Annotated in this window: 29 protein-coding genes; 10 read left to right on the top strand and 19 right to left on the bottom strand. The window is 62.9% G+C overall.

Annotation, left to right across the window (positions count from 1 at the left end; translation table 11 throughout):
- Positions 1 to 138 precede the first annotated feature (138 nt).
- The 9 genes from AC1DYR_RS07590 to AC1DYR_RS07550 all read right to left on the bottom strand — a co-directional run bounded on the left by AC1DYR_RS07590 (position 139) and on the right by AC1DYR_RS07550 (position 7,114).
- The gene (locus AC1DYR_RS07590; protein ID WP_477704547.1) at positions 139 to 1,536 is read right to left on the bottom strand and encodes a TAXI family TRAP transporter solute-binding subunit; all 1,398 of its coding nucleotides are present in this window, start codon (positions 1,534 to 1,536) and stop codon (positions 139 to 141) included.
- Positions 1,537 to 1,675: 139 nt separating this feature from the next.
- On the bottom strand, positions 1,676 to 1,975 hold the full coding sequence (locus AC1DYR_RS07585; RefSeq protein WP_477704546.1) for a copper-binding protein: 300 nt from the start codon (positions 1,973 to 1,975) through the stop codon (positions 1,676 to 1,678).
- A 10-nt stretch (positions 1,976 to 1,985) separates the two neighbouring features.
- Entirely contained in the window at positions 1,986 to 2,465 is a 480-nt protein-coding gene (locus AC1DYR_RS07580; protein ID WP_477704545.1) for a DUF411 domain-containing protein, read from the bottom strand.
- A 22-nt stretch (positions 2,466 to 2,487) separates the two neighbouring features.
- Positions 2,488 to 2,982 carry a cupredoxin domain-containing protein gene (locus AC1DYR_RS07575; RefSeq protein WP_477704544.1) on the bottom strand — a complete coding sequence of 165 codons (495 nt, stop codon included), beginning with the start codon at positions 2,980 to 2,982 and terminating at the stop codon, positions 2,488 to 2,490.
- A gap of 48 nt (positions 2,983 to 3,030) precedes the next feature.
- A complete protein-coding gene (locus AC1DYR_RS07570; RefSeq protein ID WP_477704543.1) occupies positions 3,031 to 3,618 on the bottom strand; it encodes a Spy/CpxP family protein refolding chaperone in 588 nt (195 codons plus the stop codon).
- A gap of 21 nt (positions 3,619 to 3,639) precedes the next feature.
- On the bottom strand, positions 3,640 to 5,025 hold the full coding sequence (locus AC1DYR_RS07565; protein WP_477704542.1) for a multicopper oxidase family protein: 1,386 nt from the start codon (positions 5,023 to 5,025) through the stop codon (positions 3,640 to 3,642).
- Positions 5,026 to 5,049: 24 nt separating this feature from the next.
- Positions 5,050 to 6,219, bottom strand: a complete 1,170-nt coding sequence (locus tag AC1DYR_RS07560; protein WP_477704541.1) for a TolC family protein — start codon at positions 6,217 to 6,219, stop codon at positions 5,050 to 5,052.
- An 8-nt stretch (positions 6,220 to 6,227) separates the two neighbouring features.
- Complete coding sequence (locus AC1DYR_RS07555) at positions 6,228 to 6,563, bottom strand: hypothetical protein (RefSeq protein ID WP_477704540.1); 336 nt, start codon at positions 6,561 to 6,563, stop codon at positions 6,228 to 6,230.
- 113 nt (positions 6,564 to 6,676) lie between these two features.
- Entirely contained in the window at positions 6,677 to 7,114 is a 438-nt protein-coding gene (locus tag AC1DYR_RS07550; RefSeq protein WP_477704539.1) for a hypothetical protein, read from the bottom strand.
- Positions 7,115 to 7,245: 131 nt separating this feature from the next.
- Here AC1DYR_RS07550 and AC1DYR_RS07545 point away from each other — a divergent pair, with 131 nt between their 5' ends.
- Positions 7,246 to 8,304 carry a DMT family transporter gene (locus AC1DYR_RS07545; protein WP_477704538.1) on the top strand — a complete coding sequence of 353 codons (1,059 nt, stop codon included), beginning with the start codon at positions 7,246 to 7,248 and terminating at the stop codon, positions 8,302 to 8,304.
- A 34-nt stretch (positions 8,305 to 8,338) separates the two neighbouring features.
- On the opposite strand, the gene AC1DYR_RS07540 is transcribed toward AC1DYR_RS07545, so the two are convergent.
- The 9 genes from AC1DYR_RS07540 to AC1DYR_RS07500 form a co-directional block, all read right to left on the bottom strand.
- On the bottom strand, positions 8,339 to 8,617 hold the full coding sequence (locus AC1DYR_RS07540) for a hypothetical protein (RefSeq protein ID WP_477704537.1): 279 nt from the start codon (positions 8,615 to 8,617) through the stop codon (positions 8,339 to 8,341).
- 28 nt (positions 8,618 to 8,645) lie between these two features.
- A complete protein-coding gene (locus AC1DYR_RS07535) occupies positions 8,646 to 9,812 on the bottom strand; it encodes an MFS transporter (RefSeq protein ID WP_477704536.1) in 1,167 nt (388 codons plus the stop codon).
- A 200-nt stretch (positions 9,813 to 10,012) separates the two neighbouring features.
- Complete coding sequence (locus tag AC1DYR_RS07530) at positions 10,013 to 10,693, bottom strand: DUF1989 domain-containing protein (protein WP_477704535.1); 681 nt, start codon at positions 10,691 to 10,693, stop codon at positions 10,013 to 10,015.
- A 12-nt stretch (positions 10,694 to 10,705) separates the two neighbouring features.
- A complete protein-coding gene (locus tag AC1DYR_RS07525) occupies positions 10,706 to 11,491 on the bottom strand; it encodes an amino acid ABC transporter ATP-binding protein (RefSeq protein WP_477704534.1) in 786 nt (261 codons plus the stop codon).
- Positions 11,481 to 12,161: an amino acid ABC transporter permease gene (locus AC1DYR_RS07520; protein WP_477704533.1), complete on the bottom strand. Its 681-nt coding sequence runs from the start codon at positions 12,159 to 12,161 to the stop codon at positions 11,481 to 11,483. The genes AC1DYR_RS07525 and AC1DYR_RS07520 overlap by 11 nt, the downstream gene beginning before the upstream one ends.
- Positions 12,162 to 12,178: 17 nt before the next feature.
- Positions 12,179 to 12,841, bottom strand: coding sequence for an amino acid ABC transporter permease (locus AC1DYR_RS07515; protein WP_477704532.1), 663 nt, complete (start codon positions 12,839 to 12,841; stop codon positions 12,179 to 12,181).
- Positions 12,842 to 12,968: 127 nt separating this feature from the next.
- Positions 12,969 to 13,757, bottom strand: coding sequence for a transporter substrate-binding domain-containing protein (locus tag AC1DYR_RS07510; RefSeq protein WP_477704531.1), 789 nt, complete (start codon positions 13,755 to 13,757; stop codon positions 12,969 to 12,971).
- Positions 13,754 to 14,539, bottom strand: a complete 786-nt coding sequence (locus tag AC1DYR_RS07505) for a GntR family transcriptional regulator (RefSeq protein WP_477704530.1) — start codon at positions 14,537 to 14,539, stop codon at positions 13,754 to 13,756. Before AC1DYR_RS07505 ends, AC1DYR_RS07510 begins: the two co-directional genes overlap by 4 nt.
- A 187-nt stretch (positions 14,540 to 14,726) precedes the next feature.
- Positions 14,727 to 15,680, bottom strand: coding sequence for a Bug family tripartite tricarboxylate transporter substrate binding protein (locus tag AC1DYR_RS07500; protein ID WP_477704791.1), 954 nt, complete (start codon positions 15,678 to 15,680; stop codon positions 14,727 to 14,729).
- Between the two features lie 272 nt (positions 15,681 to 15,952).
- Between AC1DYR_RS07500 and AC1DYR_RS07495 the strand changes: the two genes are divergently transcribed.
- The 3 genes from AC1DYR_RS07495 to AC1DYR_RS07485 all read left to right on the top strand — a co-directional run bounded on the left by AC1DYR_RS07495 (position 15,953) and on the right by AC1DYR_RS07485 (position 19,983).
- Positions 15,953 to 17,707 (top strand): long-chain fatty acid--CoA ligase, encoded by a 1,755-nt coding sequence (locus AC1DYR_RS07495; RefSeq protein ID WP_477704529.1) that lies wholly within the window; start codon positions 15,953 to 15,955, stop codon positions 17,705 to 17,707.
- Between the two features lie 51 nt (positions 17,708 to 17,758).
- On the top strand, positions 17,759 to 18,871 hold the full coding sequence (locus tag AC1DYR_RS07490) for a mandelate racemase/muconate lactonizing enzyme family protein (protein ID WP_477704528.1): 1,113 nt from the start codon (positions 17,759 to 17,761) through the stop codon (positions 18,869 to 18,871).
- Between the two features lie 170 nt (positions 18,872 to 19,041).
- Positions 19,042 to 19,983, top strand: coding sequence for an ion transporter (locus AC1DYR_RS07485; protein ID WP_477704790.1), 942 nt, complete (start codon positions 19,042 to 19,044; stop codon positions 19,981 to 19,983).
- On the opposite strand, the gene AC1DYR_RS07480 is transcribed toward AC1DYR_RS07485, so the two are convergent.
- The gene (locus AC1DYR_RS07480; RefSeq protein WP_477704527.1) at positions 19,980 to 20,540 is read right to left on the bottom strand and encodes a YaeQ family protein; all 561 of its coding nucleotides are present in this window, start codon (positions 20,538 to 20,540) and stop codon (positions 19,980 to 19,982) included. The two genes, AC1DYR_RS07485 and AC1DYR_RS07480, sit on opposite strands and share 4 nt — an antisense overlap.
- A gap of 128 nt (positions 20,541 to 20,668) precedes the next feature.
- Between AC1DYR_RS07480 and AC1DYR_RS07475 the strand changes: the two genes are divergently transcribed.
- The 6 genes from AC1DYR_RS07475 (at position 20,669) to AC1DYR_RS07450 (ending at position 25,699) form a co-directional block, all read left to right on the top strand.
- On the top strand, positions 20,669 to 21,667 hold the full coding sequence (locus AC1DYR_RS07475) for an LLM class flavin-dependent oxidoreductase (protein WP_477704526.1): 999 nt from the start codon (positions 20,669 to 20,671) through the stop codon (positions 21,665 to 21,667).
- Positions 21,668 to 21,724: 57 nt separating this feature from the next.
- Positions 21,725 to 22,768 carry a methionine synthase gene (locus AC1DYR_RS07470; RefSeq protein ID WP_477647430.1) on the top strand — a complete coding sequence of 348 codons (1,044 nt, stop codon included), beginning with the start codon at positions 21,725 to 21,727 and terminating at the stop codon, positions 22,766 to 22,768.
- Positions 22,769 to 22,854: 86 nt separating this feature from the next.
- The gene (locus AC1DYR_RS07465; RefSeq protein ID WP_477704525.1) at positions 22,855 to 23,409 is read left to right on the top strand and encodes a cupin domain-containing protein; all 555 of its coding nucleotides are present in this window, start codon (positions 22,855 to 22,857) and stop codon (positions 23,407 to 23,409) included.
- Between the two features lie 178 nt (positions 23,410 to 23,587).
- The gene (locus AC1DYR_RS07460; RefSeq protein ID WP_477704524.1) at positions 23,588 to 24,250 is read left to right on the top strand and encodes a glycine zipper 2TM domain-containing protein; all 663 of its coding nucleotides are present in this window, start codon (positions 23,588 to 23,590) and stop codon (positions 24,248 to 24,250) included.
- A 293-nt stretch (positions 24,251 to 24,543) separates the two neighbouring features.
- Entirely contained in the window at positions 24,544 to 24,825 is a 282-nt protein-coding gene (locus AC1DYR_RS07455; protein ID WP_348047097.1) for a DUF427 domain-containing protein, read from the top strand.
- Positions 24,826 to 24,982: 157 nt separating this feature from the next.
- Positions 24,983 to 25,699, top strand: a complete 717-nt coding sequence (locus AC1DYR_RS07450; protein WP_457279217.1) for a class II aldolase/adducin family protein — start codon at positions 24,983 to 24,985, stop codon at positions 25,697 to 25,699.

The raw sequence follows: 25,699 nt of genomic DNA, 5'->3' as shown, positions 1-25,699 counted from the left end.
TACTAGCAGAGCAATTGCTATGCCGACACAGGGGTTTACTTTAGGATTAAAGAACCGCGTGGCCCCAGCAATTGCCCTGAATCGGGCCTTTCGTTGCCCTTTTAAAGTGCCGCGCGCCTCTTTGCGGCGCGAGCGGCTCTAAAGCCTTTGCAGTTTTTTGCGCACCAGGTGGATGTTGCTGCGCAGCGCATACAGCTCGTCGGTGTAAGAAAGTGGAACGGTGATTTTTTCGGCGCGGCTTTCCAGGTTGTCGAGTTCTTCCAGCAAGGCCGCGTTGCCGCTGTTTTCGCCGGAGATTTCCACGCGGTTTTCAATGTCGCGCAACTGGCCGTACCAGCGGAAGATGCGTGAACGCACACGAAAGGCGTACAGCGGCGGGATGATGCGCGACAGCGGCAGCATGATAGCGATGATGATGCCCATTGCCAGCCACATCCGCTCGACCAGGTTGGCCACCCAGAAGGGCAGGTAGCGCTGCAGTACGGGAGTGCCGTTCTTGATGGCGCGCTCGGCCTCCTTGGCAATGGGCAATTCGCTGTTGTCGCGGTTCGGGTATTCGCGGGCGCTTTTGAACCAGCCGGCCCCGCCATGGATGTCGTTGCCGGCCTGGGCCAGCAGTTGCTGCAGCGCGGGGTGGGTACCGGAGCGCGTGATCAGTGAGGTGGTCGACGCGACCAGCCGTACGTCGTCGGGCGGAATATTGCCCGCCAGATCCACCACACCGCGTGGCAGGCGGGTCGGCGTCAAAAATGCAAAGCGCCGCGAATAGGCTTCGCTCTGGGCGAAATTCATGAGCTTGACGCCGGGGGTTTGCAGCAGCATCTGCACCATCAGCGATTCGGGGGCGGACGCGAACACAATAGCGTCCAGTTCGCCGCCCAGAAAGGCCACGGTCGCGGGCGTTTGCTCCAGCCTCGAGACTTTCATCGTAGCGGGGTCGATGCGGTTGCTGTCGAACAGTTTTGCCATCAGGCTGGGAACGCCACTGCCTGGCGTTCCCAGGTTGACGCGCAGGCCCTGCAATTGCGTGAGCGATGTGAGGCTGGCGTCTTCGCCCGTATCCGCGGAGTCTGCCTTTGCGGCGAGTCGGCTGCCTGGTGCCTTCGCGGCCCGTGCCGCGGCAGCCACCTTGCGCGCCGCATCTTCCCGGTAGAACAGCCAGAGCGGCTCCACAAACAGGCTGCCCAGCGACGCCAGGTCTTCTTCATCCTGGGCGGTGTAGTCGCTGGTGCCGCCCTGGACAAAACCGACGTTCACCTTGCCTTCCCGCAGCAGCTGCAGGTTGGCGGCTGAGCCTTCCGAAGGTACCAGGACCACATCGATCCCCTCCGACGCCAGCGCCTTGGCGTAGCGCTTGCCGAATTCTTCGTAGGCGCTTTGCGCCGGGCCGGTCGCCAGGGTCACCCGCTTGGGCGGGTTCGGGTCCAGCCACCAATAGGCCAATACCAGCAGCGCCGCCGCCAGCAGGATGAACGGGCCGGCGGAGACCCACAGATCGCGCAGGGACAACAGGGTATAGCGAATGGTCTTAGGCATGCGCCGAACCATAGCATGGGGCTGCTGCCGGCCTGCAGGCAAAGTTTGTCTATTGGTAAAAATGGCCTGTAGGCCAATCAGGACGAGCGTAAGCGGCTATCAAAACAGGAGCTTATTGACAGCCACGCCGGCAAGCCGGTTACTTGCCGGGTTCAATGGACAGCACCGTGAAGGTCCCGTTGATCCTGTCCATAGTGAAACTGACCTTGTCCCCGGCTTTCACGGTTTCCAGCATCGCGGGGTCCTTGACCTGGAACACCATGGTCATGCCGGGCATGTCCAGGTTCTTGATCTCACCGTGTTTGAGGGTGATCTTGCCGGCCTCCTTGTCGACTTTGCGGACTTCGCCTTCAGTCAGCGGCAAGGCCGCCTGCGCCAGAGCGAGTGACATTGCCAGTGTGGCAGAGAGGGCAGCCCCTATGCGGTTAAAACATTTCATGGGAATCCTTTCAGGTGCGGTGGTAGCTTTGGTAAATGCGGGTGCTGCCATCGCGATGAACCAGCAGCACGTCATATGGGTCCTTGCGTCCGCCATAAAGCGGCGCATCCATGCCGGGCGAACCTACCGGCATGCCGGGAACGGCCAGGCCTACGGCCTGCGGGCTCTCTTTGAGCAGGCGGTAGATCTCGTGGGCCGGCACATGGCCTTCCAGTGCGTAGCGCTTGCCGGCCAGGCTGACTTCCGCCGTGTGGCAGGAACCGAGCTTTTCCGGAATGCCGAGCCTGGTCCGTGCCGCCGTGTTGCCGCTGTCGTGAATGCGAACCTGAAACCCGTTGGCCTGCAGGTGCGCCACCCAGTCCTTGCAGCAACCGCAGTCAGGGTCTTTCCAGACTTCGACGGGTACTTGGGTCTGGGCCCACAGCGCCGGGGATAGGGCTGTGGCGCTTGTAAGCGCGGCCGTCGCCTGGATGAGTTGTCGTCTTTGCATCAGTACTCCTTGTGTGAACGGATCAGCGGGCCGCAACAGTGATCTTGCCCACCATGCCTGCCTGGTAGTGGCCGGCGATCAGGCAGGCGAAGTCGAATTCACCGGCGCGGTTGAAGGTCCACACCAACCCGCCCGACTTGCCCGCCGGCACATGCGCCATGTAGGGCTCGTCGTGCTCCATGCCGGGAAACTTCATCATCATCGCCGCGTGTTCGTCGAGATTTTTTTGGGTCCCGATCACCAGTTCATGCAAAAGTTTGCCGCGATTGCGGATCTCAAAACGCACGGTTTCGCCTTGCTTGAATGAGAGCTTGTCGGGTGTGAACCGCATGTTGTCGTCCATGGACAGCGTGACGGTGCGTGTGGCTGCGCTGGCATCGCCCGCGATGCCCCAGGGCTTTTGCTCCTTCGAGGCCGGGGCCGCACTGGGGCTATGGGCAGCGTCGCCGTGGGCGAAGGCTGGCGCGGCCGAGGCTGCAAAAACGGCGGCGGCAAGAATGGCGATAAGTGGGTTCATGGTGTGATCCTTGTGGATGAAATTAAAGAGTCAAGAGCTCAAGTCAAATCAATATTGGTGGCCGGGATGCCCGGCCGTTGTGTCCGGCGCATTGCTGTAGCCGCGCAAATCCGCGTAAAGGTTTATCTGGTGCGGTGTCAATAAACCGGCCTGTTGCAAGTGCGTATGCAAGTGCGAGGCACGCAACTGGGCTTGAAGCAGGCCAATCTGCCGGGTCAGGGCATCAACCTGTGCCGCGTTCACCTGCCTGTCGGCAAAGGCGCTGTCCAGGTCACGCTCGGCCTCCACCAGCCTGGTGCCCAGCGCGCGGGCCTCGGCCTTGTGCTGGTTCATCAGTGCTTCGCTGGCCTGCTTTTGCGCGGCGCTCAGCGCTAGCGGGCCGGCCAGTTCCAGTACGTGCATGGGCCCCGGGTAACCGTTCAATTCGGCCGCCTTGGCTTGTTCCATGCCTTTGCCGGCCAGAAGGTCAGCGGTTTGCGCCGCCGACAGGGCTTTGATGCCGCGCGCCTGCTGGTCCGCGTAAGGACTTGCTGCGGGGTTTTTATCCCTCGTCTGGCCATGTTGGGCAAACAGGGCCGTAGCGCCCGACAGTAAAGCGCAAGCAGCTATCAATTTAAGAGCGGTTTGGGTTTTCATGGTGTTCCTCAATGTTCTGGGTCAGTGGCCGGTATGGCCTGAGGGTTTGCGGATGGTGATTTCAGTGCCGCCTGCAGGCGCGGCCGGATTGCCAGGCTGGGGCCGGGTGGGCTCGGGCAGGGCGCCCTTCCATTCGTAGGCCTGCGTACCGGTCGGCTGCCGATACCAGCCCGGATCCTTGTAGTCGCCGGGCTTCTGGTCCCTGCGCACCTTGAGCACGCTGAACATGCCGCCCATCTCCACGCCGCCGTAGGGGCCCTTGCCCGTCATCATGGGCGCGGTGTTGTCGGGGATCGGCATCTCCATCTCGCCCATGTCGGCCATGCCGCGTTCGCCCATCACCATGTAGTCGGGCACGGCCCTCTGGATTTTCCTGACGAGGCCACGGTGGTCCACGCCAATCATGGTGGGCACGTCGTGGCCCATGGCGTTCATGGTGTGGTGGCTTTTGTGGCAATGAAAAGCCCAGTCACCTTCCTCGTCCGCCAGAAATTCAAACTGGCGCATCTGGCCCACAGCAACATCCGTCGTCACTTCCGGCCAGCGGGCTGGCCGCGGCGTGGGGCCGCCGTCGGTGCCGGTTACCGTGAACTCATGCCCGTGCAGGTGCATCGGGTGGTTGGTCATGGTGAGGTTGCCCACGCGTATGCGCACTTTGTCGTTCCTGCGCACCACCAGCGGGTCAATGCCGGGGAAGATGCGGCTGTTCCAGCTCCACAGGTTGAAGTCCAGCATGGTCATGATCTTCGGTGTCATGCTGCCGGGCTCGATGTCATAGGCGTTGAGCAGAAACACGAAGTCGCGGTCGACGACGTCGATGAGTGGATGTTTTTCCCTGGGGTGTGTGACCCAGAAGCCCATCATGCCCATGGCCATCTGCGTCATTTCGTCGGCATGCGGGTGGTACATGAACGTGCCGGGGCGCCGCGCCGCAAACTCATACACAAACGTCTTGCCCACCGGGATCGCCGGCTGGTTCAGCCCGACCACACCATCCATGCCGTTGGGCAAGCGTTGGCCATGCCAGTGGACGCTGGTGTGCTCGGGCAACTTGTTGGTGACGAATATGCGAACGCGGTCGCCCTCGACGACCTCAATTGTGGGGCCCGGGCTCTGCCCGTTGTAGCCCCACATGTGGGCCTTGAAGCCTGGGGCCATTTCGCGCACCACCGGCTCTGCGACCAAATGGAATTCTTTCACCCCGTTGTTCATGCGCCAGGGCAGCGTCCATCCATTCAGGGTGACGACCGGGTTGTAAGGCCGGCCGTTCGGCGGCGCCAGCGGCGGCGCGGTGTCGGGCTTGTTCATCGTCACGGGTTCCGGCAGCGCGGCCATCGTCACCTTGCTGACGGACGCGGCGGCAACTGCCGTCAGCGCCGTGCGGTTAAAGAAATTTCGTCGATTCATGGGATTCCTTGTGTTGGGGGGCGCTCAGTGCGCTGCGGCTGTGGCGGCGCCGGTTTTGCCGGAAGACCTGGGCGAGGCCGTGCCGGGCGATGCGCCGGCAAGCACCGTCTGAAGGTCGGCTTCGGCAAGCCAGAAGTCGCGTTGCGCCTCGATGGTGCCGGCAGCGGCCAGGGTCTGCGCGCGGGCGCCGGCCAGCAGGTCAAAGACGCTGGTGAGCATGCCGTTGTAGCGCAGCACCGTTTCATCCTGGATGAAGCGGTAAAGCGGCATCACCTCCGTCTGGTAGTGGCGTGCCAGGTCGTAGGCCGTGCGGTAGCTGTGGTAAGCCTCGCGTGCTTCGCTGCGCGCCCTGACCGCCAGTTCGCGCACACGTGCCGAATCACCCAGGGTGTCCCACAGGCCGTCGGCACCGGGTTGGGGCCGGATGGCGCGTTGTCCTGCCCATTGCGCCGTCGCCAGGCGCAGGTCCAGCCGCTGCTGCAGCACGCGGCTTTCCACGTCCGGCATGTCTTCCGCTTTCGGGGGCAGATCGGGCAGCCGCTCGGGCAATGTGAAGCCGGCTTGCGTGCCCCACAGGCCCATCACCACCACGAGTTTTTCGCGCTCGCTGAACGCGGCCTGCCGGGCGCGCGCCAATTGCGCCGTGGCCTCGGCCAGCAACAATTGTTCCCGGGCCTGCTGCAGCTTGCTCCAGTTGCCTGCGCGTGCCATGCGGCGTGCCAGCTCGCCGGCGGCCTCCGCGTTCTCCCTGGCCTCGTCCATAAAGCGCGCTGTCTGCGCGGCAGCCACCGCGTTGATCCAGGCTTTACGGGTTTCGCTGGACAGCAGGGTGACGTCTTGTGCGGCCTTGAGTTTGGCCGGGCTGGCAGACACGGCATCCGTGATGTTGACGCCTTCGCCGGCCAGGGACAGTTGCAAGCCTGGGTTATTGAGCAGCGCAATGCGCACCGCGCTTTCTGGGCTGAGCGGGCCTTTCAGCAGGTCGGCAACGGCGGCGCTGGTGTCTTTGCCCGGCCGAGCGATGAGCACGGGGGGGGCAGTGCCCGAGCCGCCCGGTTGCGTGGTGGCCAATGCCTGCAGGCCACTCACGCCGCCATCGGGCACTGCCGTTGTGCAGCCCGCGAGGACCAGCATAAGCAGCGCCAATGAACCCAGCCGTGGAGCGACGTAACGTTGGGCGGCAGCGGAGGTCATGCCGGGCCTCATGGTTTCGAGGCGGCAGGCGCCGCAGGTTCAATTCGTGGTGCCTGGGCCTCTTCCCATTTCAGCAGGTCGGCATGCCCCTTTTTGAATTGGCCCGCAGTGGTGTTGGATTTTTTCCAGTCATCGCTGGCCGGCTCCACGCCCTGCGCACGGTTCACAAATACGGACTGGTACGGGGTGGATGGCACCAGCGTGCCCGGGCTGGCAGCTTGTTCGGTGGGTCGGGGGTTCACCCGGGGGTAGGGGCCTGCCTGTGCATGGGCGCCGGCGGAACCGATAAAAAACAGTGCGACGGCCAGCGCTGCGCGCGGGCGGGAAATGAAACGAATAGTCACAAGAATCTCCTGAATACAAGCGGGGCGATTTGCGGAAAATCGCGGGTATCCGGTGTCAGGAGCCCGAAAGGCCCCGCCGGACGGCAAGTACAGGCCCAGTACGGGCCTGGAGATCAGGAAATGGGTGGTTTTTGGCCTAGCGCGGCGTCGGCACTGGCAAACTGGTCTTGCGCCGGACGCAGCAGGCTGCGTCCTTTGAAAACGGGACTATGGTCTGGCGCCGCCAGCGATAGCGCCACCGTATGGCAGGCCTGGCAGGCCGCGCAGGATTCGCAGCCGGTATCGCTCGACTGGGGGGTGTCCCCCGAGGTTTGTCCGGCGCAGTCGTGCATGGCCATGGTGGCTTCGGGCGACGTCTCTTCGTGACCTGAATGGCCCTCGGCCCCCATGTGGTGGGCGGAAGCAGCTATCATTTTGGTAGCGGACTGTTCTGCGGAAGCAAGCTGCCCGTGTTGCACATGGGCCGCGGCCATCTGCGTCGCCATTGCATCGCCTACCCAGCCGCGCAAGGGCAGCAGGGCGATCATCAGGGCGAGAAGCAGGTGGCGCATGGGTGAATGATAGGCGATGCGTTTAAAAAGTTCCCGCGCGGCGGGCTATCAAGCTTGCCATCGCAAGGCCGGCAGGGGAAACTGTTGAGATCACTCATGACAGGCAGATTCGTCTTTTGAAACTTCACCCCATGCTGTTGAAGCCCGGCGTCGCAGCCGCCTTGGCCTCGGCTTTCCTGTTCGGCGCGGGCACGCCGCTGGCCAAGTCACTGCTCGGCCAGGTCAACCCCTGGATACTCGCCGGGCTTTTGTACCTGGGCTCCGGCCTGGGGCTGGCGATTTATCGGCGCCTGCGCGGCGCTGCCCGGCCACGCCTGAACCCGGGCGAGGGTCGCTGGCTGGCCGCGGCCGTGCTGTGTGGCGGCGGCCTGGCGCCGGTGCTGCTGATGTACGGCCTGTCGGCGATGCCTTCGAGCCATGCGGCCCTGCTGCTCAATGCCGAGGCGGTATTGACCGCCGTGCTTGCGTGGATGGTGTTCAGGGAAAACTTTGACCGCCGTATTGCAGCGGGCATGGCCGCTATCGTAGCGGGCGCCGTGTTGCTGAGCTGGCCGCAGCAGGCTGCGGCTGTGGCAGGGTCAACATTCAGCGCGCTGTGGCCCGCACTCGCCGTGACCTTGGCGTGTTTTTTCTGGGCCCTGGACAACAACTTCACGCGCAAGGTGTCGTTGGTGGATGCGTCATGGATTGCCTGCGTGAAAGGACTGGCAGCCGGCGTGACCAATCTGCTGCTGGCTTTTCTGGCGGGTGCGGCGTTGCCGGGTGCGGCACAAATCTCCGCCGCGATGGCGGTCGGCCTGCTGGCCTACGGCGTGAGCCTGGCGCTTTTTGTGGTGGCCTTGCGGCACCTTGGGGCATCAAGGGCCGGCGCCTACTTTTCGACGGCGCCTTTTGTGGGCGCATTGTTTTCCGTGGTGTTTCTTGCCGAGCCCGTCACCTGGCAACTGGTGGGCGCCGCCTTGCTGATGGCCATCGGCATCTGGCTGCACCTGACCGAGCATCATGCGCATCTGCATCGGCACGAAGCGCTGGAACATGAACACCTGCATGCGCATGACGCGCATCACCCGCATGAGCATGCCCAGGCCGTTCCGGGGATGCATTCACATCGCCACCGCCATGAGCCCCTGGCCCACAGCCATGCGCACTACCCTGACGCCCATCACCGTCACGGGCATTCCGGAGGCTGAAGAAAGACGGCCTCGTTTAGACCGCAAACAGGTCTCAGGCTTTCTGAAGTTGCAGCTGCGCCTTGTTGATCCAGAGCTGCAGGCTGTCCAGCAATTCCTTCTGGCTGAAGGAGCAGCTTTCTTCGGTGAACAGTGCGGCGGACTCCAGCCGGTTGAGCAGTTGCGACAGCACATCATTGAAGCGGGCCGGCAAGGCAGCTGCAAGGCTTTGCTGCTGCGCGGCCAGTTGTGCAAAGGTGCCCACGCGAATGCCATCACTGCGCAGTTGCCGCAGCGCAGCTTGCAGTGCTTCGAGTTGCTGTTGGGGTGTCATGGTCTGGTTGTGGCGCTTGAAGGGACGTTCAGGCGGTGGCGGACACCTGCACCCGGGCCGGCATGCGGTCGAACACCAGCGTCAGCATGGCCAGCAAACCAAAAGGCACGCCGACCCAGCCCAGCTGCGCAAAACCCACCTGATCGAGCAGCGCACCGCTGACCACAGCGCCCAGGGCGGTGCCCACATACAGCATGGAGCCATTGAGGCTGAGCAGCAGCGGTGCCTGCGCGGGCGACAAGGTGGCCAGCCGGCTTTGCTGCGGCGCCATCAGCCCGAAACCTGCAATGCCCCACAGAACCAGCACGGCCATGGTGGCTGGCACATGGCCGCGCGTCAGCGGCAGCAGGCACATCATCGCCACCAGCACGGCCAGTTGCACGCGCATGCTGCGCAGCGCACCAAAGCGGTCAGTGGCCCAGCCGCCCATCAACGTGCCCGCAACACCCGCCAGGCCGAAGACGGCCAGCGTGGCGGAGAGCTGCGCTGAACTCATGGGGTTGAGCGCCTGCAGTACCGGGCCGACATAGGCGAAAACACTGAAGATGGCGATGAAATACAGCAGCGTACGGCCCCATACGCGCAGCACGGCGGGCTGGCGCGCTGCGGCGCGGAAACCCGCAAAGCTGGTGCCTGCGCTGGCCATGTCGGCCGGTATCAGCCAGCTCGCCGCGACCAGCGCCGCCAGGCTGGCCCCAGCCGACAGCCAGACCGGCACGCGCCAGCCAAACTCAAAGCCCAGCCAGGCGCCGACCGGCAGGCCCACGGCGTAGCTGATGCTCATGCCCAGGAAGGTGATGGACAGCGCCCGGCCGCGCAGGGCCGGCACCACCATGCTGACCGCCAGCGCCGATGCAGCGGCGGTGAACATGGCACCCGCTCCCATCAGCACACGGCCCAGCAGCAGCAGGGAAAAGCTGGGCGCGAGTGCGCAAACCAGGCAACCGGCCGTAAACAGGCTGAGTGCCAGCTGGACGGCGCGCTTGCGAGGCCACCTGGCGGTGAGGATGATGAGCAGGGGTGCCAGCACCGCGGTGGCAATGGCGTATGCCGTCATGGCTTGGCCGGCGGCCGCCACGCTGATGCCCAGCGAGGCACTCATGGGTTGCAGGATGCCGCCGAGCACAAAAGCCCCGCTGCCGATCACGAGGTTGCACAAGGCGAAGAAATAGAGAATGGGCGGCATGGCGGTCATGGGCAGCGGGAGTCCGGTGGGCAGATCAGGGCGGAGGCATGGTTGCAGGCGGGCGGTTGGGCAACAAATTGGCCTTCAGCCCAACAGGAACGAGCGCAAGCAGCTATCAAATTGAGAGCAACAAAAAGACGTCCCCGCTATTGTGCGGGAACTCACCCAACCCTGCAGGAGCGGGGGAAAGGCGGCCTGGCGCGGCCCCGTCAGGTTTGCGGGACCCAGGGCCCGCTGGCGGGCAGGGTTGATGTGCTTTGCAGCACTTCCAGGTCTACCGGCTGCGGCGTGTTGTCGCCCGCACCCTGGATTTTCACGATGTCTTGCGGGCAGGCGGAAAACGCGACAAAGCAGTCCATCTCGGCGCGCAGCGTGATCGAGTCGCCGGCTTTCGTCACGGTGGGTAGGGTTTTGAGTGTGATGCCGTCGGGTTGCACCCGGATGTTCATGAAGATGTTAAACGACGCGAGGATCGCGCGCGGCGGCGTCAGGCCCAGCTCGAACATGCCTTCAAACATGTTGTCGCAGCAGTTGCGGTGGTAGCCCTTGACGCCCAGCAGTTCATAACGGCGGCGGTCGCAGGCGGCCATGAAGGTGTCGTGTACGCCAGGCGTGCTGTCTTCCACCACGGTGAGGATGGGGTGGCGCTGGTTCGTGACGAAAGAGTCACCGACGACGGGATTCAGGTGCTGGTTCCACACGCGGGTGGTTTCCATGCACATGAATTCGTTCAGGTCGTAGGCATTGAACGCCCAGCAATCGACCACCTGCGTGCCGTGGGTGTTGATGACCTTCACCGCTTGCCCGGCCTGCAGGCGCAGCGCCTTGCCGTGGCCGGCAGGGATGTGCAAGGTGCCGGGCGCCATGGAAGGCGTCATGGAAGGCGTCATGGATTCCCCGGGTTACTGGATCATCCCGAGGAACTGCTTCAGCTCGGCGGTTTGCGGATTCGAAAACACTTCGTCGGGTGGCCCGATCTCGTGCACGCGGCCCTGGTGCATGAAGACCACGCGGTCGCACACCTTGCGGGCGAAGTTCATCTCGTGCGTCACCATCAGCAGCGTCATGCCTTCGGCGGCGAGGCTTTCCACGACCTGCAGCACTTCACCGACGAGTTCAGGGTCCAGCGCCGAGGTGATCTCGTCGCACAGCAGCACCGAAGGCTGCATGGCCAGTGCGCGCGCGATCGCCACACGCTGTTGCTGCCCGCCCGAAAGCTGGTCGGGCCAGGCTTCGAATTTTTCGGCCAGGCCCACGCGCTGCAGCAGCGCACGGGCGTGTTCTTCTGCGGGGGCACCGGCCGTCTTCTTGACCAGCGTGGGCGCCAGCATGATGTTTTTGCCGACTGTCAGGTGCGGGAAGAGGTTAAAGCTCTGGAAGATCATGCCGACATGCTGGCGCAGCTCGCGCATGACCTGCGGACTGTCGTGCAACAGGTGCTTGCCGTCCACGCGCAGCGTGCCGCTCTGAAAGACTTCCAGCCCGTTGATGCAGCGCAGCAGCGTGCTTTTCCCCGAGCCGCTTTTACCGATGATGGCGATCACCTCGCCGGCCTTGACCTCCAGGTCAATGCCTTTTAAAACTTCGTTGGCGCCAAAGCTTTTGCGAAGCTGATTGATCTCGACAAGAGTCCTGTCGGACGAAGTTGTTGCGGGGGCTGCAGGGGGTGGTGCGACGTTAGCGTCCATTTCGGGCTTTCCTCTCAAGCTTGCGGGCATACAGGGACACGGGGAAACACAGCGCGAAGTACATCAGCGCGACGCAGCTGTACACCACAAAGGGTTTGAAGGTGGCATTGGTGATCATGGTGCCGGCCTTGGTCAGTTCGATAAAACCAATCACCGAGGCCAGCGCGGTGCCCTTGATGACCTGCACCAGAAAGCCCACGGTGGGCGGCACGGCAATGCGCACAGCTTGCGGCAGCACGATGTACTTGAGCTGCTCGCCGAAGTTGAGCGCCAGGCTTTGCGCGGCTTCCCACTGGCCTTTCGGAATGGCATCCACGCAGCCACGCCAGATCTCGGCCAGGTAGGCGCTGGTGTAGAGCGTGAGTGCTACCGCAGCCGCCACCCAGGCCGGCACGTTGATGCCAAAGAGCGCCAGGCCGAAGTAAGCCAGGAAAAGCTGCATCAGCAAGGGCGTGCCCTGGAACAGCAGCACGTAGCCGTCCAGCGCGCGGCGCGTGATGAGCGCCGCCTTCTGGGCGCCTGGTACCGCGCGGGCGGCCGACAGCCGACCGATTAGCAGCAGCATGCCGACAATGCCGCCGCCAATGAAGGCGACGAGTGAGAGCACAACGGTCCAGCGTGCTGCAAGCAGCAGGTTGCGGAAGATATCCCAGACAGTAAATTCAATCATGGCGTGTCCGTCCTGGGTTATCGGCCGAAGAGGAACCGGGGTCCCATCCAGTTGAGGAGCTTTCGCACCGCGACTGAGAGCGCCAGGTAAATCAGCGTGGCGATGATGAAGGCCTCAAAAGCGCGGAAGTTGCGGCCCTGGATCAGGTTGGCGGCGTAAGACAGCTCCTGCGTCGAAATTTGCCCGCACACCGCGGAGCCCAGCATCACGATGATGATCTGGCTCACCATGGCGGGCCAGACTTTCTTGAGTGCCGGTGGCAGCACCACCCGGGTATAAATCTGTACGCGGGTGAGCGCCAGGCTTTCGGCCGCTTCAATTTGCCCGCGCGGCGTGGCTTCAACGCCTGCGCGAATGATCTCGGTGGCGTAGGCAGACAGGTTGATCACCATCGCCAATACCGAGGCCGTCTCAGGCGACAGCCTGAAGCCCGCAGCCGGCAGGCCGAAGAAGATAAAAAACAGCTGCACGATAAATGGCGTGTTGCGGATCAATTCCACATACGTGCCGACTACCCAGCGCAGCCACGTTGGCCCGCTGGCACGCGCCCAGGCAAATGCCATGCCCATGAACATGCCGAGCACCGACGAGATCGCCGTCAGACCCAGCGTCCAGGCGACGCCAACAGCCAGCAGCGGCCATTGGGACAGAACTGCCATGAAATCAAGCTCGACACGCATCTGATTCACTTCCTGTTGAGAGGGGCTGCCTGCAGGCCAGCGGCCGCAGCGGAACCGGCTTTGCCGGGCCGCAAGCGGCGCCCCCTGCAGGGGGGAGGAGGCTACACGAAGTGAGCCTCAACGGGGGTCAGGGTAAATTGCCGGCAGGGCGGCCCAGCCACTTCATCGCGATCTTGTCGAGGTCGCCATTTTTCTTGGCTTCGGCAATCACTTCATTGACCTTCAGGCGCAGCTTGTCCTCACCCTTGGCCACGCCGATGAAGTTGGGGCTGTCGCTGAGCAGCAGCTTGTACTCGGTGTTCAGTTGCGGGTTCTTGGCCATCATGTTGCCGGCGACTGACGCGCCGGTGGCGATCAGCTGCACCTGGCCTGCGGTGTAGGCCGACACGGTGGTGTTGTTGTCTTCAAAGCGCTTGATGTCGGCGCCGGCGGGGGCAACCTTGCTCAGTTCCTGGTCTTCCAGGGCGGCGCGCGTGACACTGATGCTCTTGCCGGAAAGATCGGCAAACGATTTGACGCTGACGCTCTTGGGGCCGAACACCGCCTGGAAGAACGGCGAATAGGCCACAGTGAAGTCGATGACTTTCTCGCGGTCGGGGTTTTTGCCCAGTGTGGAGATCACCAGGTCGGCCTTTTTGGTTTGCAGGTAGGCGATGCGGTTGGCGCTGGTGACAGGCACGAGCTCGATTTTTACGCCGAGTTTTTGCGCAATGTAGCCGGCCATTTCCACGTCCAGGCCCTGGGGTTTCAGGTCAGTACCGACCATGCCGTAGGGCGGGAAGTCGGTCGGGATGGCGATCTTGATTTCCTTGGCCTTCATGATGTCGTCCAGCGCAGTCTGTGCATGGACACCGGTGACGCCCAGCACGGCGGCTGCGGCAAGGGCAAGAGAAAAGACGCGTTTGCTGGACTTCATAGCAGGGCTCCAAGGTAAGTTGAGGAATCGTCAGTGGGTTTGGCCGATGAGCGGCCGGGCTTGCGGACACGGGAGGGCGGCGAGGACGCCGCCTTGTTGCTGGGGCTCTGCGCATCCAGCGGACTTAATGCACTGCGCAGATGCGACAACGGGTCGCCGGCGCTGGTTTGCAGCTTGAGCGCGGCCTGCACGCTGCCGATATGGGCCTGCATGAGTTTTTCGGCCTTGGCAAGGTCGCCCTTTTCAAGCGCCTGCACGATCTGCACATGCTCTTCGCAGGATTGCGCCGCATCGTGTGATGACTGGTAGAGCATGGCAATGAGTGTGGTGCGCGCGGTGAAATCGCGCAGGGTATCGGCCAACAGGCTGTTGCCCAGGCATTCGGCCAGGCACACATGAAAGTCACCCAGCAAAAAGCTGCGCAGGCCCACATCGTCGCCCTTGACTGCGGCTTTCTCGCGGGTGAGGTGGCTTTTGAGCTGCTTGATGGCGGCTTTGCTGACGTCGCCCGTGCAGCGGATCAGGCCCATCTCGATCACGCGGCGCGCCTCGAAGGCTTCGCGAGCCTCTTCCTGCGAAGGCTCAATCACATACCAGCCGCGCCGGCTGCTGACGGTGACAATGCCGCGCACCGCCAGGCGGGTGAGGGCTTCGCGCACGATGGTGCGGCTGCAATCAAACAGCATCGCCAGTTGTTGCTCGCCCAGGCGAGCGCCGGGCGCGAGCTTTTGCGCCATCACGGCTTCAATGATGCGGTTGGAGATGTCGGAGGCTGTGGCCATGCACCCTGTAGTGCATATCCCGTGCCAGTCGCCAAACTGGTTCGATTAACTGGTATACAAGTTATGTGCACCTGTCTGGCGTGCCTGTAGGCCAAAATTGCGAGGTTTTGGGGCTGCCCGCACCAGAAAGGGGAATGGCATGGGCTTCTGGTTCTGGCTGCCGGCATTTCTGCCGCGCCGGACCCTGTCAGTCCAGCCTGGCGCCCGAAGCCTTGACCGCCTGGGCCCAGCGCGGCATTTCAGCGGCCAGGAACTGGGCAAACTCTTCACTGCCCATGAAGGCAGGGTCGGCCCCTTGCGTGACCATGCGGTTGCGGATGTCCGGGCTGGTCATGACCTGCTTGAAGGCATCGCTGAGTTTTGCCGCTACGTCCCTGGGCAGGCCTGCGGGCGCAAGGAAGCCGTAAAAGCCCACCACCTCAAACCCCTTGATACCCGATTCAATGACCGTCGGAATGTCAGGCAGGGCGGGGTTGCGCTCCTTGCTGGTCACGGCCAGCGCGCGCACCTTGCCCTGCTTGTGATAGTTGGCTGCCTGCGGAATCGATTCGGCCATGAACTGCACCTGGCCTGCCATCAGGTCGGTGAAGGCTGGCGCGCTGCCGCGGTAGGGGATGTGCACCATGAAGAGCCCGGTGGCATTCTTGAACATCTCGGGCACCAGATGGCTGATGCCGCCGTTGCCGGCCGATCCGTAGTTGACCTGGCCGGGCCTGGCCTTGGTGTAGGCGATGAATTCCTTGAGGTTGTTGACCGGCAGCTTGGGGTTGACCAGCAGCGCCAGTGGCTGCATCGCGGTGCGTGCAATCGGGGTGAAGTCTTTCAGCGTGTTGTAGGGCAGCTTGCTGTAGAGCGCGGGGTTGATCACCATCACGCCGGTGTTGGCCAGCATGAGCGTGTAGCCGTCGGGTGCCGCCTTCATGACGTCTTGTGCGCCCACGGTGCCGCCGGCGCCGGATTTGTAGTCGATCACGATGGGTTGCCCCAGCACGGCCTGCAGGCGCTCGGTCAAGAGGCGCGCATGCTGGTCCAGCGGGCCGCCGGCTGGAAAGCCGATCACCACGCGGATGGGCTTTTCGGGGAAAACCGCGAACGCTGCACCAGAGGACAGCGCTGTGAAGGCCAGTGCGCCAGCCGACATCAGGGTTTTTCGTCGAAGGGTGAGAAATCGGGTCATGGTGTCTCCTGGATGTTTCTGCTTTTATTTCCGCACGTAAGCGGTGAGGCCGGAATGACTTCCGCCGTGAAGGGGGGATGCATGGCTCTTGCGCGGGCTGCTGTGCGGGTGCAATCCATCATAGTGAGCGCGGGTCGCTCAAGTGACAGTGTTTTATCAGGAGCTTCCCGGATGTGGACAGCCTGGACTCGGGGTAGGCTTGGGTCCCAAGTCAGTACTTGTCTGGAGCCTTTTTCTTGTCCCTTGATTCCAACACCGGCCAGGCCGTCCCCGCAGCAACTCCGCACAACCTGCACCACCAGGTCTGGCCCAAGCGCCTGCCGCACAGCATCACGCCGCCGGCAACTTCGTTGTGGCACAACCTGGCGGTCAGCGCGCTGCGCTTTCCGGACAAGCCCGCGCTGGTTTTCTTCAACCGCGTGCTCAGCTATGCCGAGGTGATGCGGCAGGCCGAGCGCCTGGCAGCCACGCTTTACCGCATGGGCGTGCGCAAGGGCGACCGCGTGGTGCTCAACATGCAGAACTGCCCACAGTGGGTGATCGCGCACTTTGCGATCCTGCGGGCCAACGCCGTGGTGGTGCCGGTCAACCCGATGAACCGGGCCGAAGAGCTCAAGCACTACATCACCGATCCCGACGCCCGGGTTGCCATCACCACGGTCGACCTGGCGCCCGAGCTGGCTCGGGCCAATGCGCAGCTGGCACCCACCGACCGGCTCGCGCACCTGGTGGTCACGCATTACAGCGATGCATTTGACATGGAGCAATCCGGCGGCGGCGATGCAGCGATGCCCGACGCCTGGCGCGACTGGCTGGGCACGCGCCACTCGCTGCCCGTGCTGGAAGGCGGCACGGTGATGAGCTGGACTGATGCGATGACCGCCGGAGAAACCGCAGAGCTGCCCCCACACACCGCCACGCCGCAAGACCTGGCCGTGCTGCCCTATACCAGCGGCACCACCGGCCTGCCCAAGGGCTGCATGCACACGCACGCCAGCATCATGCACAACGCAGTGGCCAGCTGCCTGTGGGGCGGCAGCACGTTTGAAAATGTCACGCTGTCCGTGGTGCCGATGTTTCACATCACAGGCATGGTGTCGGTCATGCACGCTTCCATTTACGGCAGTGCGACGCTGGTCATCATGCCGCGATGGGACCGCGAGCTGGCCGGGCGCCTGATCTCACGATGGGGGGTGACGCACTGGACAAATATTCCCACCATGGTGATAGATTTGCTGGGGAGTCCCAACTTTGCTTCTTTCGATTTGAGTAGCCTCGTCTACATCGGCGGCGGCGGTGCGGCCATGCCGCAGGCCGTGGCCCAGCGCCTGTGGGAGCAATACGGTCTGCGTTTTGCCGAAGGCTACGGCCTCACGGAAACCGCGGCGCCCTCGCACAGCAACCCCTATGACGCCACCAAACAGCAATGCCTGGGCGTTCCCTTCATGAGCTGCGACTCGCGCATCATCGATCCGGTCACGCTCAAGGAGGTGCCACAGGGCGAGCAGGGCGAAATCATCATGAGCGGGCCGCAGATATTCCAGGGCTACTGGAAGCGCCCGGACGCGACGGCCGAAGCTTTTATCGAGCTCGACGGCAAGCGTTTCTTTCGCTCGGGCGATCTCGGGCGCATGGACGAGCAAGGCTACTTTTTCATCACCGACCGGCTCAAGCGCATGATCAATGCGTCAGGCTTCAAGGTGTGGCCGGCTGAAGTGGAGGCGCTGATGTTCAAGCACCCGGCCATCCAGGAGGCCTGCATCATCAGCACCAAGGACGCCTACCGCGGCGAAACCGTCAAGGCGGTGGTGGTGCTGCGCGCCGCGGCCAAAGGCCAGACGACGGAAGACGACATCATCAACTGGTGCAAGGAGAACATGGCGGCGTACAAGTACCCACGGGTTGTGCAGTTTGTCGATGTCTTGCCCAAAAGCGGATCCGGCAAGGTCATGTGGCGAGCGCTGCAGGAGGCGGAGCAGGGCAAGGCATGAAGTGAGGGCTTCTGGCACGATGGGGGTTATGAGCGCTATCCGGAGACAACAATGAAAATCGCCTCGGTCAAACCTTTCATCCTGCATGTGCCCGTCACCGGCTCACAGATTGCCGACAGCACGCACACCATTTCGCATTGGGGCGTGGTCGGTGCGCAAATTGATACCGATACCGGCCTGACGGGCTACGGCTTTACCGGCACGCATGCGCACCTGGCCAGCGACCAGCTGATCACGCGCTGCATTGAAACCTGCCACGCGCCGCTGCTGATCGGCGAAGACGCGATGGATATCAACCGCCTCTGGCTCAAGCTGGCGCGCAACCCCGCGCTGCAGTGGGTGGGGCGCGCCGGCATCATTACGCTGTCGCAGGCCGCCATCGACATTGCGCTGTGGGACCTGAAGGCCAAGGCCGCGGGCGTGCCGTTGTGGAAGCTGCTGGGCGGCCAGGTGCGCGAGAAAGTACGCGCTTACAACACCGACATCGGCTGGCTCAGCATTCCCGACGACCAGTTGGTGGCCGGTGCGAAGCGCGCAGTCGACGAAGGCTTCACCGGTATCAAGGTGAAGATTGGCTCCAGCGTCGACCGTGACCTGAAACGGCTGGAGGCCGTTCGCCGCGCCATCGGCCCCGGCATCACGATGGCGACCGACGGCAACGGCAAATGGGACTTGCCCACCTGCCAGCGCTTTTGCCGCGCGGCAGAGGCATTTGATTTGTACTGGATCGAAGAGCCGCTTTGGTACGACGACGTGAAAGGCCATGCACAACTGGCGCGCAGCACCAGCATTCCCGTCGCGCTGGGCGAGCAGCTCTACACGCACGATGCGTTTGCTGAATTCTTCCACCAAGAAGCCGTTCATTGGGTGCAGCCCGATGTGACGCGCATGGGCGGCATCACCGAAGTGCTGCGGGTCTGCGACACGGCGCATTCCTTCCGGTTGCCGGTGGCGCCGCACGCGGGCGACATGAGCCAGGTGCATGTGCACCTGAACCACGCGCACTCGGCGTGCGCGGTGCTTGAATACATTCCCTGGATCAAGGACTGCTTCCTGGAGCCCGCACAGGTGGTGGACGGCCACTTCAGCCTGCCGCAGCAGCCGGGCGCCAGCACCACGCCCACGGAAGCAGCCTGGGCCAGATACCGCCAGCCGGCTTCCTGATGTCGTTTGGATCATTTTTAGTAAAAAGTGGTTGAAAGCCATCATGGACGGGCGCAAGCGGCTATAAAAATAGTAGCAAATTCCTGCGCGGCCGTGAAGGCTTTCCCGGTCAGGTATCGTGCTGCTCTGTCAACCCAATGAATACGCGGCGCTTGCTGCGCCTTTCCTGCATGGCCAAACCCGCTCCGCCTCTTCCCGCTTCGCCCGACCTGGATGACAAGCCCCTCGACGGCTGGCGGCTGCGCCTGTACACCATCATCTTCGAGGCCGATACCCGTGCCGGACGGCTTTTTGACAAGACACTGATCGTCCTTATCCTGGTCAGCATCGCCGTGGTGATGGCCGACAGCGTGCAGTCGATTCATGCTTCGCACGGCCGGGCATTCGCGGTGGTCGAATGGATTTTCACGCTGCTCTTCACCGCCGAATACATCGCACGTCTGGTGTGTGTGCGCAAGCCGCTGCAGTACGCGACAAGCTTTTTCGGCATCATCGATCTGGTCGCCGTGTTGCCAACTTACCTGGCGCTGTTCTTTCCGGAACTCCATGCGCTCATCGATGTGCGCGTGCTGCGGCTGCTGCGTGTGTTCCGCATCTTCAAGCTGGCTGCCTATGTGGCCGAATACCAGTCGCTGGGCCGGGCGCTGGCAGCGAGCGGCCGCAAGATTCTGGTGTTCCTGTCGGCCGTGGTGATGATGGTGCTGGTGATGGGTACCGTGATGTACGTGGTCGAAGGGCCGTCCAACGGCTTTACCAGCATCCCGACCTCGGTCTACTGGGCCATCAGCACGGTCACCACTGTGGGCTTTGGCGACATCACGCCCAAGACTGACCTGGGCCGGCTGATCTCGTCATTCATGATGTTGCTGGGCTGGGGCATTCTGGCGGTGCCCACCGGCATCGTCACGGCCGAAATGGCGGCGGAGCGGCGGCTGCAGCATCTGGCCTTGCCTACCACGCGTACCTGCCATGAATGCCTGACCGAAGGCCACCTGCCCGAGGCAGACTTCTGCTTTCATTGCGGGGCCAAGCTGCTGCTTTATCAGCATCAAGACCAGCACAAGGATTCCGGGGACGCGAAGGATGCGTCCTCTCGGCGTTCTGGTGTTTAAGACTCGCCGGCCGTCAACCGGCGCGGCGTGATCTCTACCGACCCGAGCGCCGTGCTCATCCACACCGTGCCGTCTTGCACTGTCACCTGCAGTTGCATGCTGCGCTCGGCAAGTTTCGCCAGCGTCTGGCTTTCGGCCGCGTCGATCTGCCAGACCACGAGGTTGGAAGCGCGCGTGAGCTTGGTTTCTATGTTCTTCCACCAGACCGGCGTGCTGCTGGCAAAGCTGTAGACGCTGACCTTTTCGGCGCGGCCTGCGGCCTTCATCAGGCGCTTGTCGTCGGGCTGGCCCACGTCGATCCAGTGCAGGATCTGCTCGGTGTAGTCCTTGTGCCAGAGCGCGGCTTCGTCCACATCCCACAGGTCTTTGGCAAATTCGAGGTTGCCCTTTTTGTCGTCGGCCGGCACGTTGAGCGCAAAGGCCAGCAGGCGGATCATCATGCGTTCGTCGGCCTCCGACGGGTGGCGCGCAATCGTCACGCTGTGGTCGGCGTAGATGCTGCGGTCCATGTCGGACAACGCAAGCTGGGCTTTGTAGATGGTGGCTTTGAGTGCCATAAGGTGTACTTCTTTATCTCGGGTCTGGACGGGAGTGAACCCTCTATTGGAACAGAGCGGGGAGATCGCTGTCCCGGGGTAACCCCGCCCGAGCGGGATTTAACCGGTCTGGCTATAGTGGCCCGACCATGCAACTGTCCGTCCTAGACCAGTCCGTCGCCGTCACCGGCCGTACGGAAGATGCCTCCATCCGTGAAACCCTGCAACTGGCCCGCCATTGCGAAGCGCTGGGCTACAAGCGCTTTTGGGTCAGCGAACACCACAGCCACCCCAGCATCGTCGGCTCGGCCCCCGAAGTCTTGATGGCGGCCATCGTGGCCACCACCAGCCGCATCCGGGTGGGCAGTGCTGGTGTCATGCTGCCGCACTATGCGGCACTCAAGGTGGCCGAGCAGTTTCGGGTGCTGGAAGCCATCGCCCCCGGCCGCATCGACCTGGGCGTGGGCCGCGCGCCGGGCTCGGACATGCGTACGGCGCGTTTGCTGAGCAGCGACCCGCGTCAGTCGGCCGAGAACTTTCCCATCCAGGTGCGCGAGCTGCAAGCCTGGCTCGCCGGCGTTGACATGCCCGAAGGCCACCCTGGCCGTGGCGTGACGGCCAACCCCATGGGCCCGACCACGCCGGAGATGTGGATGCTGGGCAGTTCTGACTACGGCGCGCAGCTGGCCGCGCACTATGGGCTGCCGTATGCGTTTGCTTACTTCATCACCGACGGGCAGGGCGCAGAGCAGGCGCTGGGGATTTACCGCTCGACCTACCGGCCCAGCCCGCGCCACCCGACGCCGCAGGCGGTGCTCTGCGTCTGGGCGCTGGCGGCCGACACGGAGGCCGAGGCCTGGCACCACTTCTCGGGCCGCGAGCGCTGGAAGATAGACCGCAACCGCGGCGCTCTGGCGGCCTTGCCTTCGCCTGAAGAGGTGGCGTTGCGGCCGTATACGCCGGTCGAGCAGGCGGAGGCCGACAGGCTCAGGGCCAATGCGTTGGTCGGCAGCGGCCCGCAAGTTGCTGCCAAATTAAGGGCGTTGGCTCATACACTGGGGGTTGACGAGCTGGTCGTGATCACCTGGACGCACAACCCCGCCGCCCGCAGGCGCTCCTATGAACTGCTGGCACGGGAGTTTTTCTGAACATGAAACCGGCTACCCCCAAAAAGCACTGAACAAATATTGAGACAAGGACCGCCCATGCAAACGCCTCCTGCCACTCCGCTCTTTAGCGCCGCCATCGCCGGCAGCCTGCCCAAACCCGGCTGGCTGTCGGAAACCCAAAAACTCTGGCCTCAGTGGAAAAGTGAAGGCGAAGAACTCAGGCAGGCCAAGGCCGACGCCACGCTGCTGTGGATCAAGGCGCAGGAAGACGCGGGCCTTGACGTGATTGGTGACGGCGAGCAGTCGCGCCAGCACTTTGTGCACGGTTTTCTGGAGCAGGTTGAAGGCATCGACTTCGAGCACAAGGTCAAGATGGGCATACGCGACAACCGCTATGACGCGATGGTGCCGCAGGTGGTGTCCCAGCTCAAGCTCAAGGGCCGGGTGCACGCTGCTGAAGCACGGCTGCTGCGCGCGCACACCACCAAAAAAATAAAATTCACCTTGCCGGGCCCGATGACGATTGTCGACACTGTGGCTGACCAGTTCTACGGCGACAAGGTCAAGATGGCGATGGCGTTTGCCGAACTGCTGAACCAGGAAGCGTTGGCGCTGCAGGCTGACGGTGTCGACATCATCCAGTTCGACGAGCCCGCATTCAATGTCTACATGAAGGAAGCCGCCGACTGGGGCGTGAGGGCGCTTGAGCGCGCGGCGCAGGACCTGACCTGCACGACCGCCGTGCACATTTGCTACGGCTACGGCATCAAGGCCAACACCGACTGGAAAGAAACCCTGGGCGAGGAATGGCGGCAGTACGAAACCGTGTTTCCGGCGCTCGCCAAAAGCACCATCCGCCAGGTCAGCCTGGAGTGCTACCACTCCCACGTGCCGCCGCACCTGATGGCGCTGCTTGAGGGCAAGGACGTGATGGTCGGCGTGATCGACGTCGCCAGCGAGGAGATTGAAACACCCGAGCAGGTGGCCGACACCATTGGCCAGGCGCTCAAATATGTGCCCAGGAACCGATTGATTCCCTGCACCAATTGCGGCCTGGCGCCCATGGACCGCGAAGTGGCGCTGAAGAAGTTGCAGGCGCTGGGCGCAGGTGCGGCGCTGGCGCGGGAACGCTACAAGTAAGGTTGCTCAGCGGACGCGGCATCGCTGCGCAGTGCGGGAGGCCGTTGTGCTGGACTGAATGCATGGCGCTGGTGTACGCTGACAGCATGAGCAATGACCCCACGCTTCCGCATCATCCTCACGACCACGATCATTCCCACGGTCCCGGGCACACGCATCCTCACGCGCACGGAGAAGCCGACCCACCGTGGAAGCACGACGGCGTGCGCGTGATCGCGGGCAACCAGCTTGATGGCAACACAGCGCAAACACCCGGCATGGACAGGCGCGCCGCCATCAACTTCGCCCGCGTCGGTGCCCAAAAGCTCTGGGCCGGCACAGTGACCATCCACGCTGACGCGAAGACCGGCGCGCATCACCACGGCCACCTGGAGAGCGTGATCTATGTCATTCGGGGTAGAGCCCGCATGCGCTGGGGCGACCACCTGGAGTTCACCGCCGAGGCCGGTCCGGGCGACTTCATCTATGTGCCGCCTTACGTGCCGCACCAGGAAATCAACGCCAGCCCGACCGAGGTTCTGGAGTGCGTGCTGTGCCGCAGTGACGGCGAAGCGGTTGCTATCAACCTCGATATCGATCCTGTGGAGAAGCCGGACACGGTGCTGTGGGTGGATCCGACCCATCCCCATGGGGGCGTCTAAAAATACGTGTAAAGCCTGGGTGAAGGCTGTATGAGGGCGGTGTGAACACGTGCTGAAGTGCGCAAAAGCGCACACTTTCACCTGAACGCGGAAAGCTTTCCTTACGAATGTCACTTCGTCCTACAGGATGTATCCGGCGGTGTTGTTACAACCGGGGCTCACACACAGGAGTTCCATCATGGACACCAACAACCAAGTTAATCAACCCGCCGTTCAACCTCAGCCTGCCCACCAGCCGGGCTTCTCGCAACGCCTGCAGCACAGCAAGGCGCTTGTCGCCATCGTTGCCGTGCTCGGCGTGACCGTCATGGCGCTGGCCGCCGCGCTGGTCGTCAACCGGTCTGACGCGCAGCCGGGTGGATCGGCTGCCGTCAATGAACCCGCTCAAACCGCCAAGCTGGCGGCCGATACGTCCAAACACACGCAGCCCGCCAAGCCGCACACCAGCCCGGTCGTGGTCGCGCAAGCCTCGCCTCGCGCCAATGTCTGCGCAACTTGCGGCACCGTCGAAGCTGTGACCCCGGTTCAACGCCAGGGCAAGGTGAATGGCGTAGATGTGGGCAACACCACCATCGGCCTCGGCACGGTGGCTGGCGGTGTTGTCGGCGGCCTTGTCGGTAACCAGATGGGCGGCGGCAATGGCAAAACCGCCATGACCGTGCTGGGTGTTGCAGGCGGCGCATTTGCTGGCAACCAGATCGAGAAAAACATGAAGAAGGTCACCGTGTACGAAGTGCGCGTTCGCATGGACGATGGCACCGTGCGCAACATGGAGCTTTCCAGCGCCGTGGCAGTGGGTTCGAAGGTGATTGTTGAAGGCAAGAATCTCCGTCTGGCCTAAAAAATGGCCCCCACGGTCGCTCACTTCGTGTAGCTTCCTGCCCCCCGAGGGGGCCGCCCGCCCTACGGCCCGGCAAAGCCGGTTCCGGGGCTCATGCTGGCATGAAGAGGGGGCACAACAAAAAGCGCTGGTGTTTGTCACTGGCGCTTTTTTTTTGGCCGCTTCATAAATCCCCCGGGCCGGGCAAGGGCTGTGCGGAGGGTTAGCATGGAGCCCTGTTTCTTCCAAATTCCCGATCAGCCGATCGACCTCCACCCCGCCTCAACATCCACATCGAACAGAAAGAAAGACCCATGAAAGCCATCTGGAACGGCGCAGTGATTGCGCAAAGCGACGACACCGTGGTGGTGGAAGGCAACCACTATTTCCCCGAAAGCGCGCTCAACCGCGACTACGTGACCTTCAGCAACCACCACACCATGTGCTCATGGAAAGGGCAGGCCAGTTACTACTCGTTGCTGGTCAACGGTGAAATGAATACCGATGCCGCCTGGTATTACCCCGATCCCAAGCCCGAAGCCGACAACATCAAGGGCCATATTGCGTTCTGGAAAGGCGTGAAGATCGAGCCCTGACGCACCAGCCTGAGGTGGCGGCTGCCGGAGGGGCCGATGAATGCCCGAAGAGGGCGGGTTTACCCTGAATCTTCAGCGTTTGCCTGGAAAATTTGCCATGTAATATGCATGCTTATTAAAAATGACCCTTCCGGGCCGTTGCCAATAGGGAGACTTCATGACGCTTTCCGCGCCCGATCCAGCGCTGGTCGAAAAACTCGTGATGGCCAACCGCATCCTGTACGACCAGGGGGTGGTAGATGGCTTTGGCCATGTGAGCGTGCGCCACGACAAGTCACCTGAACATTTTCTGCTGTCCTGCAACCGTGCGCCCGGGCTGGTCAAAAAAGCTGACATCCTGACTTACGACCTCAATGGCGACCTGGTGGGTGAGTCCACGCTGCGGTCCTACCTTGAACGTTTCATTCACGGCGAAATCTTTCGCGCGCGGCCCGACGTGATGGCGGTGGTGCACAGCCATTCCCCCAGCGTGATTCCTTTCGGCGTGACCGGCCAGCGCCTGCGCCCCATATTCCACATGAGCGGTTTTTTGGGCAGCGGCTCGTCGCTGTATGAAATCCGCGAGTCCAACGGCAACACCGACCTGCTGATCCGCGACATGGGGCTGGGCAAAGACCTCGCCAGGGCACTGGGCCAGCACACCTGCGTGCTGATGCGTGGCCACGGTTCGACCGTAGTGGCGCCTTCGCTGGAGCGCGCGGTTTACCGGGCGGTCTATGCCGAAGAAAATGCCAAGCTGCAGCTAACCGCATCGGCCCTGGGCCCGATCGAATTCCTGACGTCCGAAGAAGCGGACCTGGCCATGGCGACGAATGAGGGCCAAGTCATGCGGCCGTGGGAATTGTGGAGCCGCCGTATCGGCGCTATTGAATAA

The organism is Polaromonas sp. P1_F9, from assembly GCF_056405615.1.
The sequence above is the reverse complement of the archived record's forward strand: the minus strand, read 5'-3'. Positions and strand labels throughout refer to the sequence as shown.

What these genes read in the sequence shown, in the direction of transcription:
- AC1DYR_RS07585 (WP_477704546.1), bottom strand. Translation starts at nt 1,975, where the DNA reads ATGAAATGTTTTAACCGCATAGGGGCTGCCCTCTCTGCCACACTGGCA.
- AC1DYR_RS07510 (WP_477704531.1), bottom strand. Translation starts at nt 13,757, where the DNA reads ATGAAGTCCAGCAAACGCGTCTTTTCTCTTGCCCTTGCCGCAGCCGCC.
- AC1DYR_RS07520 (WP_477704533.1), bottom strand. Translation starts at nt 12,161, where the DNA reads ATGATTGAATTTACTGTCTGGGATATCTTCCGCAACCTGCTGCTTGCA.
- AC1DYR_RS07455 (WP_348047097.1), top strand. Translation starts at nt 24,544, where the DNA reads ATGAAAGCCATCTGGAACGGCGCAGTGATTGCGCAAAGCGACGACACC.
- AC1DYR_RS07530 (WP_477704535.1), bottom strand. Translation starts at nt 10,693, where the DNA reads ATGACGCCTTCCATGACGCCTTCCATGGCGCCCGGCACCTTGCACATC.
- AC1DYR_RS07580 (WP_477704545.1), bottom strand. Translation starts at nt 2,465, where the DNA reads ATGCAAAGACGACAACTCATCCAGGCGACGGCCGCGCTTACAAGCGCC.
- AC1DYR_RS07485 (WP_477704790.1), top strand. Translation starts at nt 19,042, where the DNA reads ATGGCCAAACCCGCTCCGCCTCTTCCCGCTTCGCCCGACCTGGATGAC.
- AC1DYR_RS07575 (WP_477704544.1), bottom strand. Translation starts at nt 2,982, where the DNA reads ATGAACCCACTTATCGCCATTCTTGCCGCCGCCGTTTTTGCAGCCTCG.
- AC1DYR_RS07550 (WP_477704539.1), bottom strand. Translation starts at nt 7,114, where the DNA reads ATGCGCCACCTGCTTCTCGCCCTGATGATCGCCCTGCTGCCCTTGCGC.
- AC1DYR_RS07480 (WP_477704527.1), bottom strand. Translation starts at nt 20,540, where the DNA reads ATGGCACTCAAAGCCACCATCTACAAAGCCCAGCTTGCGTTGTCCGAC.
- AC1DYR_RS07475 (WP_477704526.1), top strand. Translation starts at nt 20,669, where the DNA reads ATGCAACTGTCCGTCCTAGACCAGTCCGTCGCCGTCACCGGCCGTACG.
- AC1DYR_RS07540 (WP_477704537.1), bottom strand. Translation starts at nt 8,617, where the DNA reads ATGACACCCCAACAGCAACTCGAAGCACTGCAAGCTGCGCTGCGGCAA.
- AC1DYR_RS07545 (WP_477704538.1), top strand. Translation starts at nt 7,246, where the DNA reads ATGCTGTTGAAGCCCGGCGTCGCAGCCGCCTTGGCCTCGGCTTTCCTG.
- AC1DYR_RS07590 (WP_477704547.1), bottom strand. Translation starts at nt 1,536, where the DNA reads ATGCCTAAGACCATTCGCTATACCCTGTTGTCCCTGCGCGATCTGTGG.
- AC1DYR_RS07505 (WP_477704530.1), bottom strand. Translation starts at nt 14,539, where the DNA reads ATGGCCACAGCCTCCGACATCTCCAACCGCATCATTGAAGCCGTGATG.
- AC1DYR_RS07450 (WP_457279217.1), top strand. Translation starts at nt 24,983, where the DNA reads ATGACGCTTTCCGCGCCCGATCCAGCGCTGGTCGAAAAACTCGTGATG.
- AC1DYR_RS07525 (WP_477704534.1), bottom strand. Translation starts at nt 11,491, where the DNA reads ATGGACGCTAACGTCGCACCACCCCCTGCAGCCCCCGCAACAACTTCG.
- AC1DYR_RS07470 (WP_477647430.1), top strand. Translation starts at nt 21,725, where the DNA reads ATGCAAACGCCTCCTGCCACTCCGCTCTTTAGCGCCGCCATCGCCGGC.
- AC1DYR_RS07560 (WP_477704541.1), bottom strand. Translation starts at nt 6,219, where the DNA reads ATGACCTCCGCTGCCGCCCAACGTTACGTCGCTCCACGGCTGGGTTCA.
- AC1DYR_RS07500 (WP_477704791.1), bottom strand. Translation starts at nt 15,680, where the DNA reads ATGTCGGCTGGCGCACTGGCCTTCACAGCGCTGTCCTCTGGTGCAGCG.
- AC1DYR_RS07515 (WP_477704532.1), bottom strand. Translation starts at nt 12,841, where the DNA reads ATGCGTGTCGAGCTTGATTTCATGGCAGTTCTGTCCCAATGGCCGCTG.
- AC1DYR_RS07535 (WP_477704536.1), bottom strand. Translation starts at nt 9,812, where the DNA reads ATGACCGCCATGCCGCCCATTCTCTATTTCTTCGCCTTGTGCAACCTC.
- AC1DYR_RS07460 (WP_477704524.1), top strand. Translation starts at nt 23,588, where the DNA reads ATGGACACCAACAACCAAGTTAATCAACCCGCCGTTCAACCTCAGCCT.
- AC1DYR_RS07565 (WP_477704542.1), bottom strand. Translation starts at nt 5,025, where the DNA reads ATGAATCGACGAAATTTCTTTAACCGCACGGCGCTGACGGCAGTTGCC.
- AC1DYR_RS07490 (WP_477704528.1), top strand. Translation starts at nt 17,759, where the DNA reads ATGAAAATCGCCTCGGTCAAACCTTTCATCCTGCATGTGCCCGTCACC.
- AC1DYR_RS07465 (WP_477704525.1), top strand. Translation starts at nt 22,855, where the DNA reads ATGAGCAATGACCCCACGCTTCCGCATCATCCTCACGACCACGATCAT.
- AC1DYR_RS07570 (WP_477704543.1), bottom strand. Translation starts at nt 3,618, where the DNA reads ATGAAAACCCAAACCGCTCTTAAATTGATAGCTGCTTGCGCTTTACTG.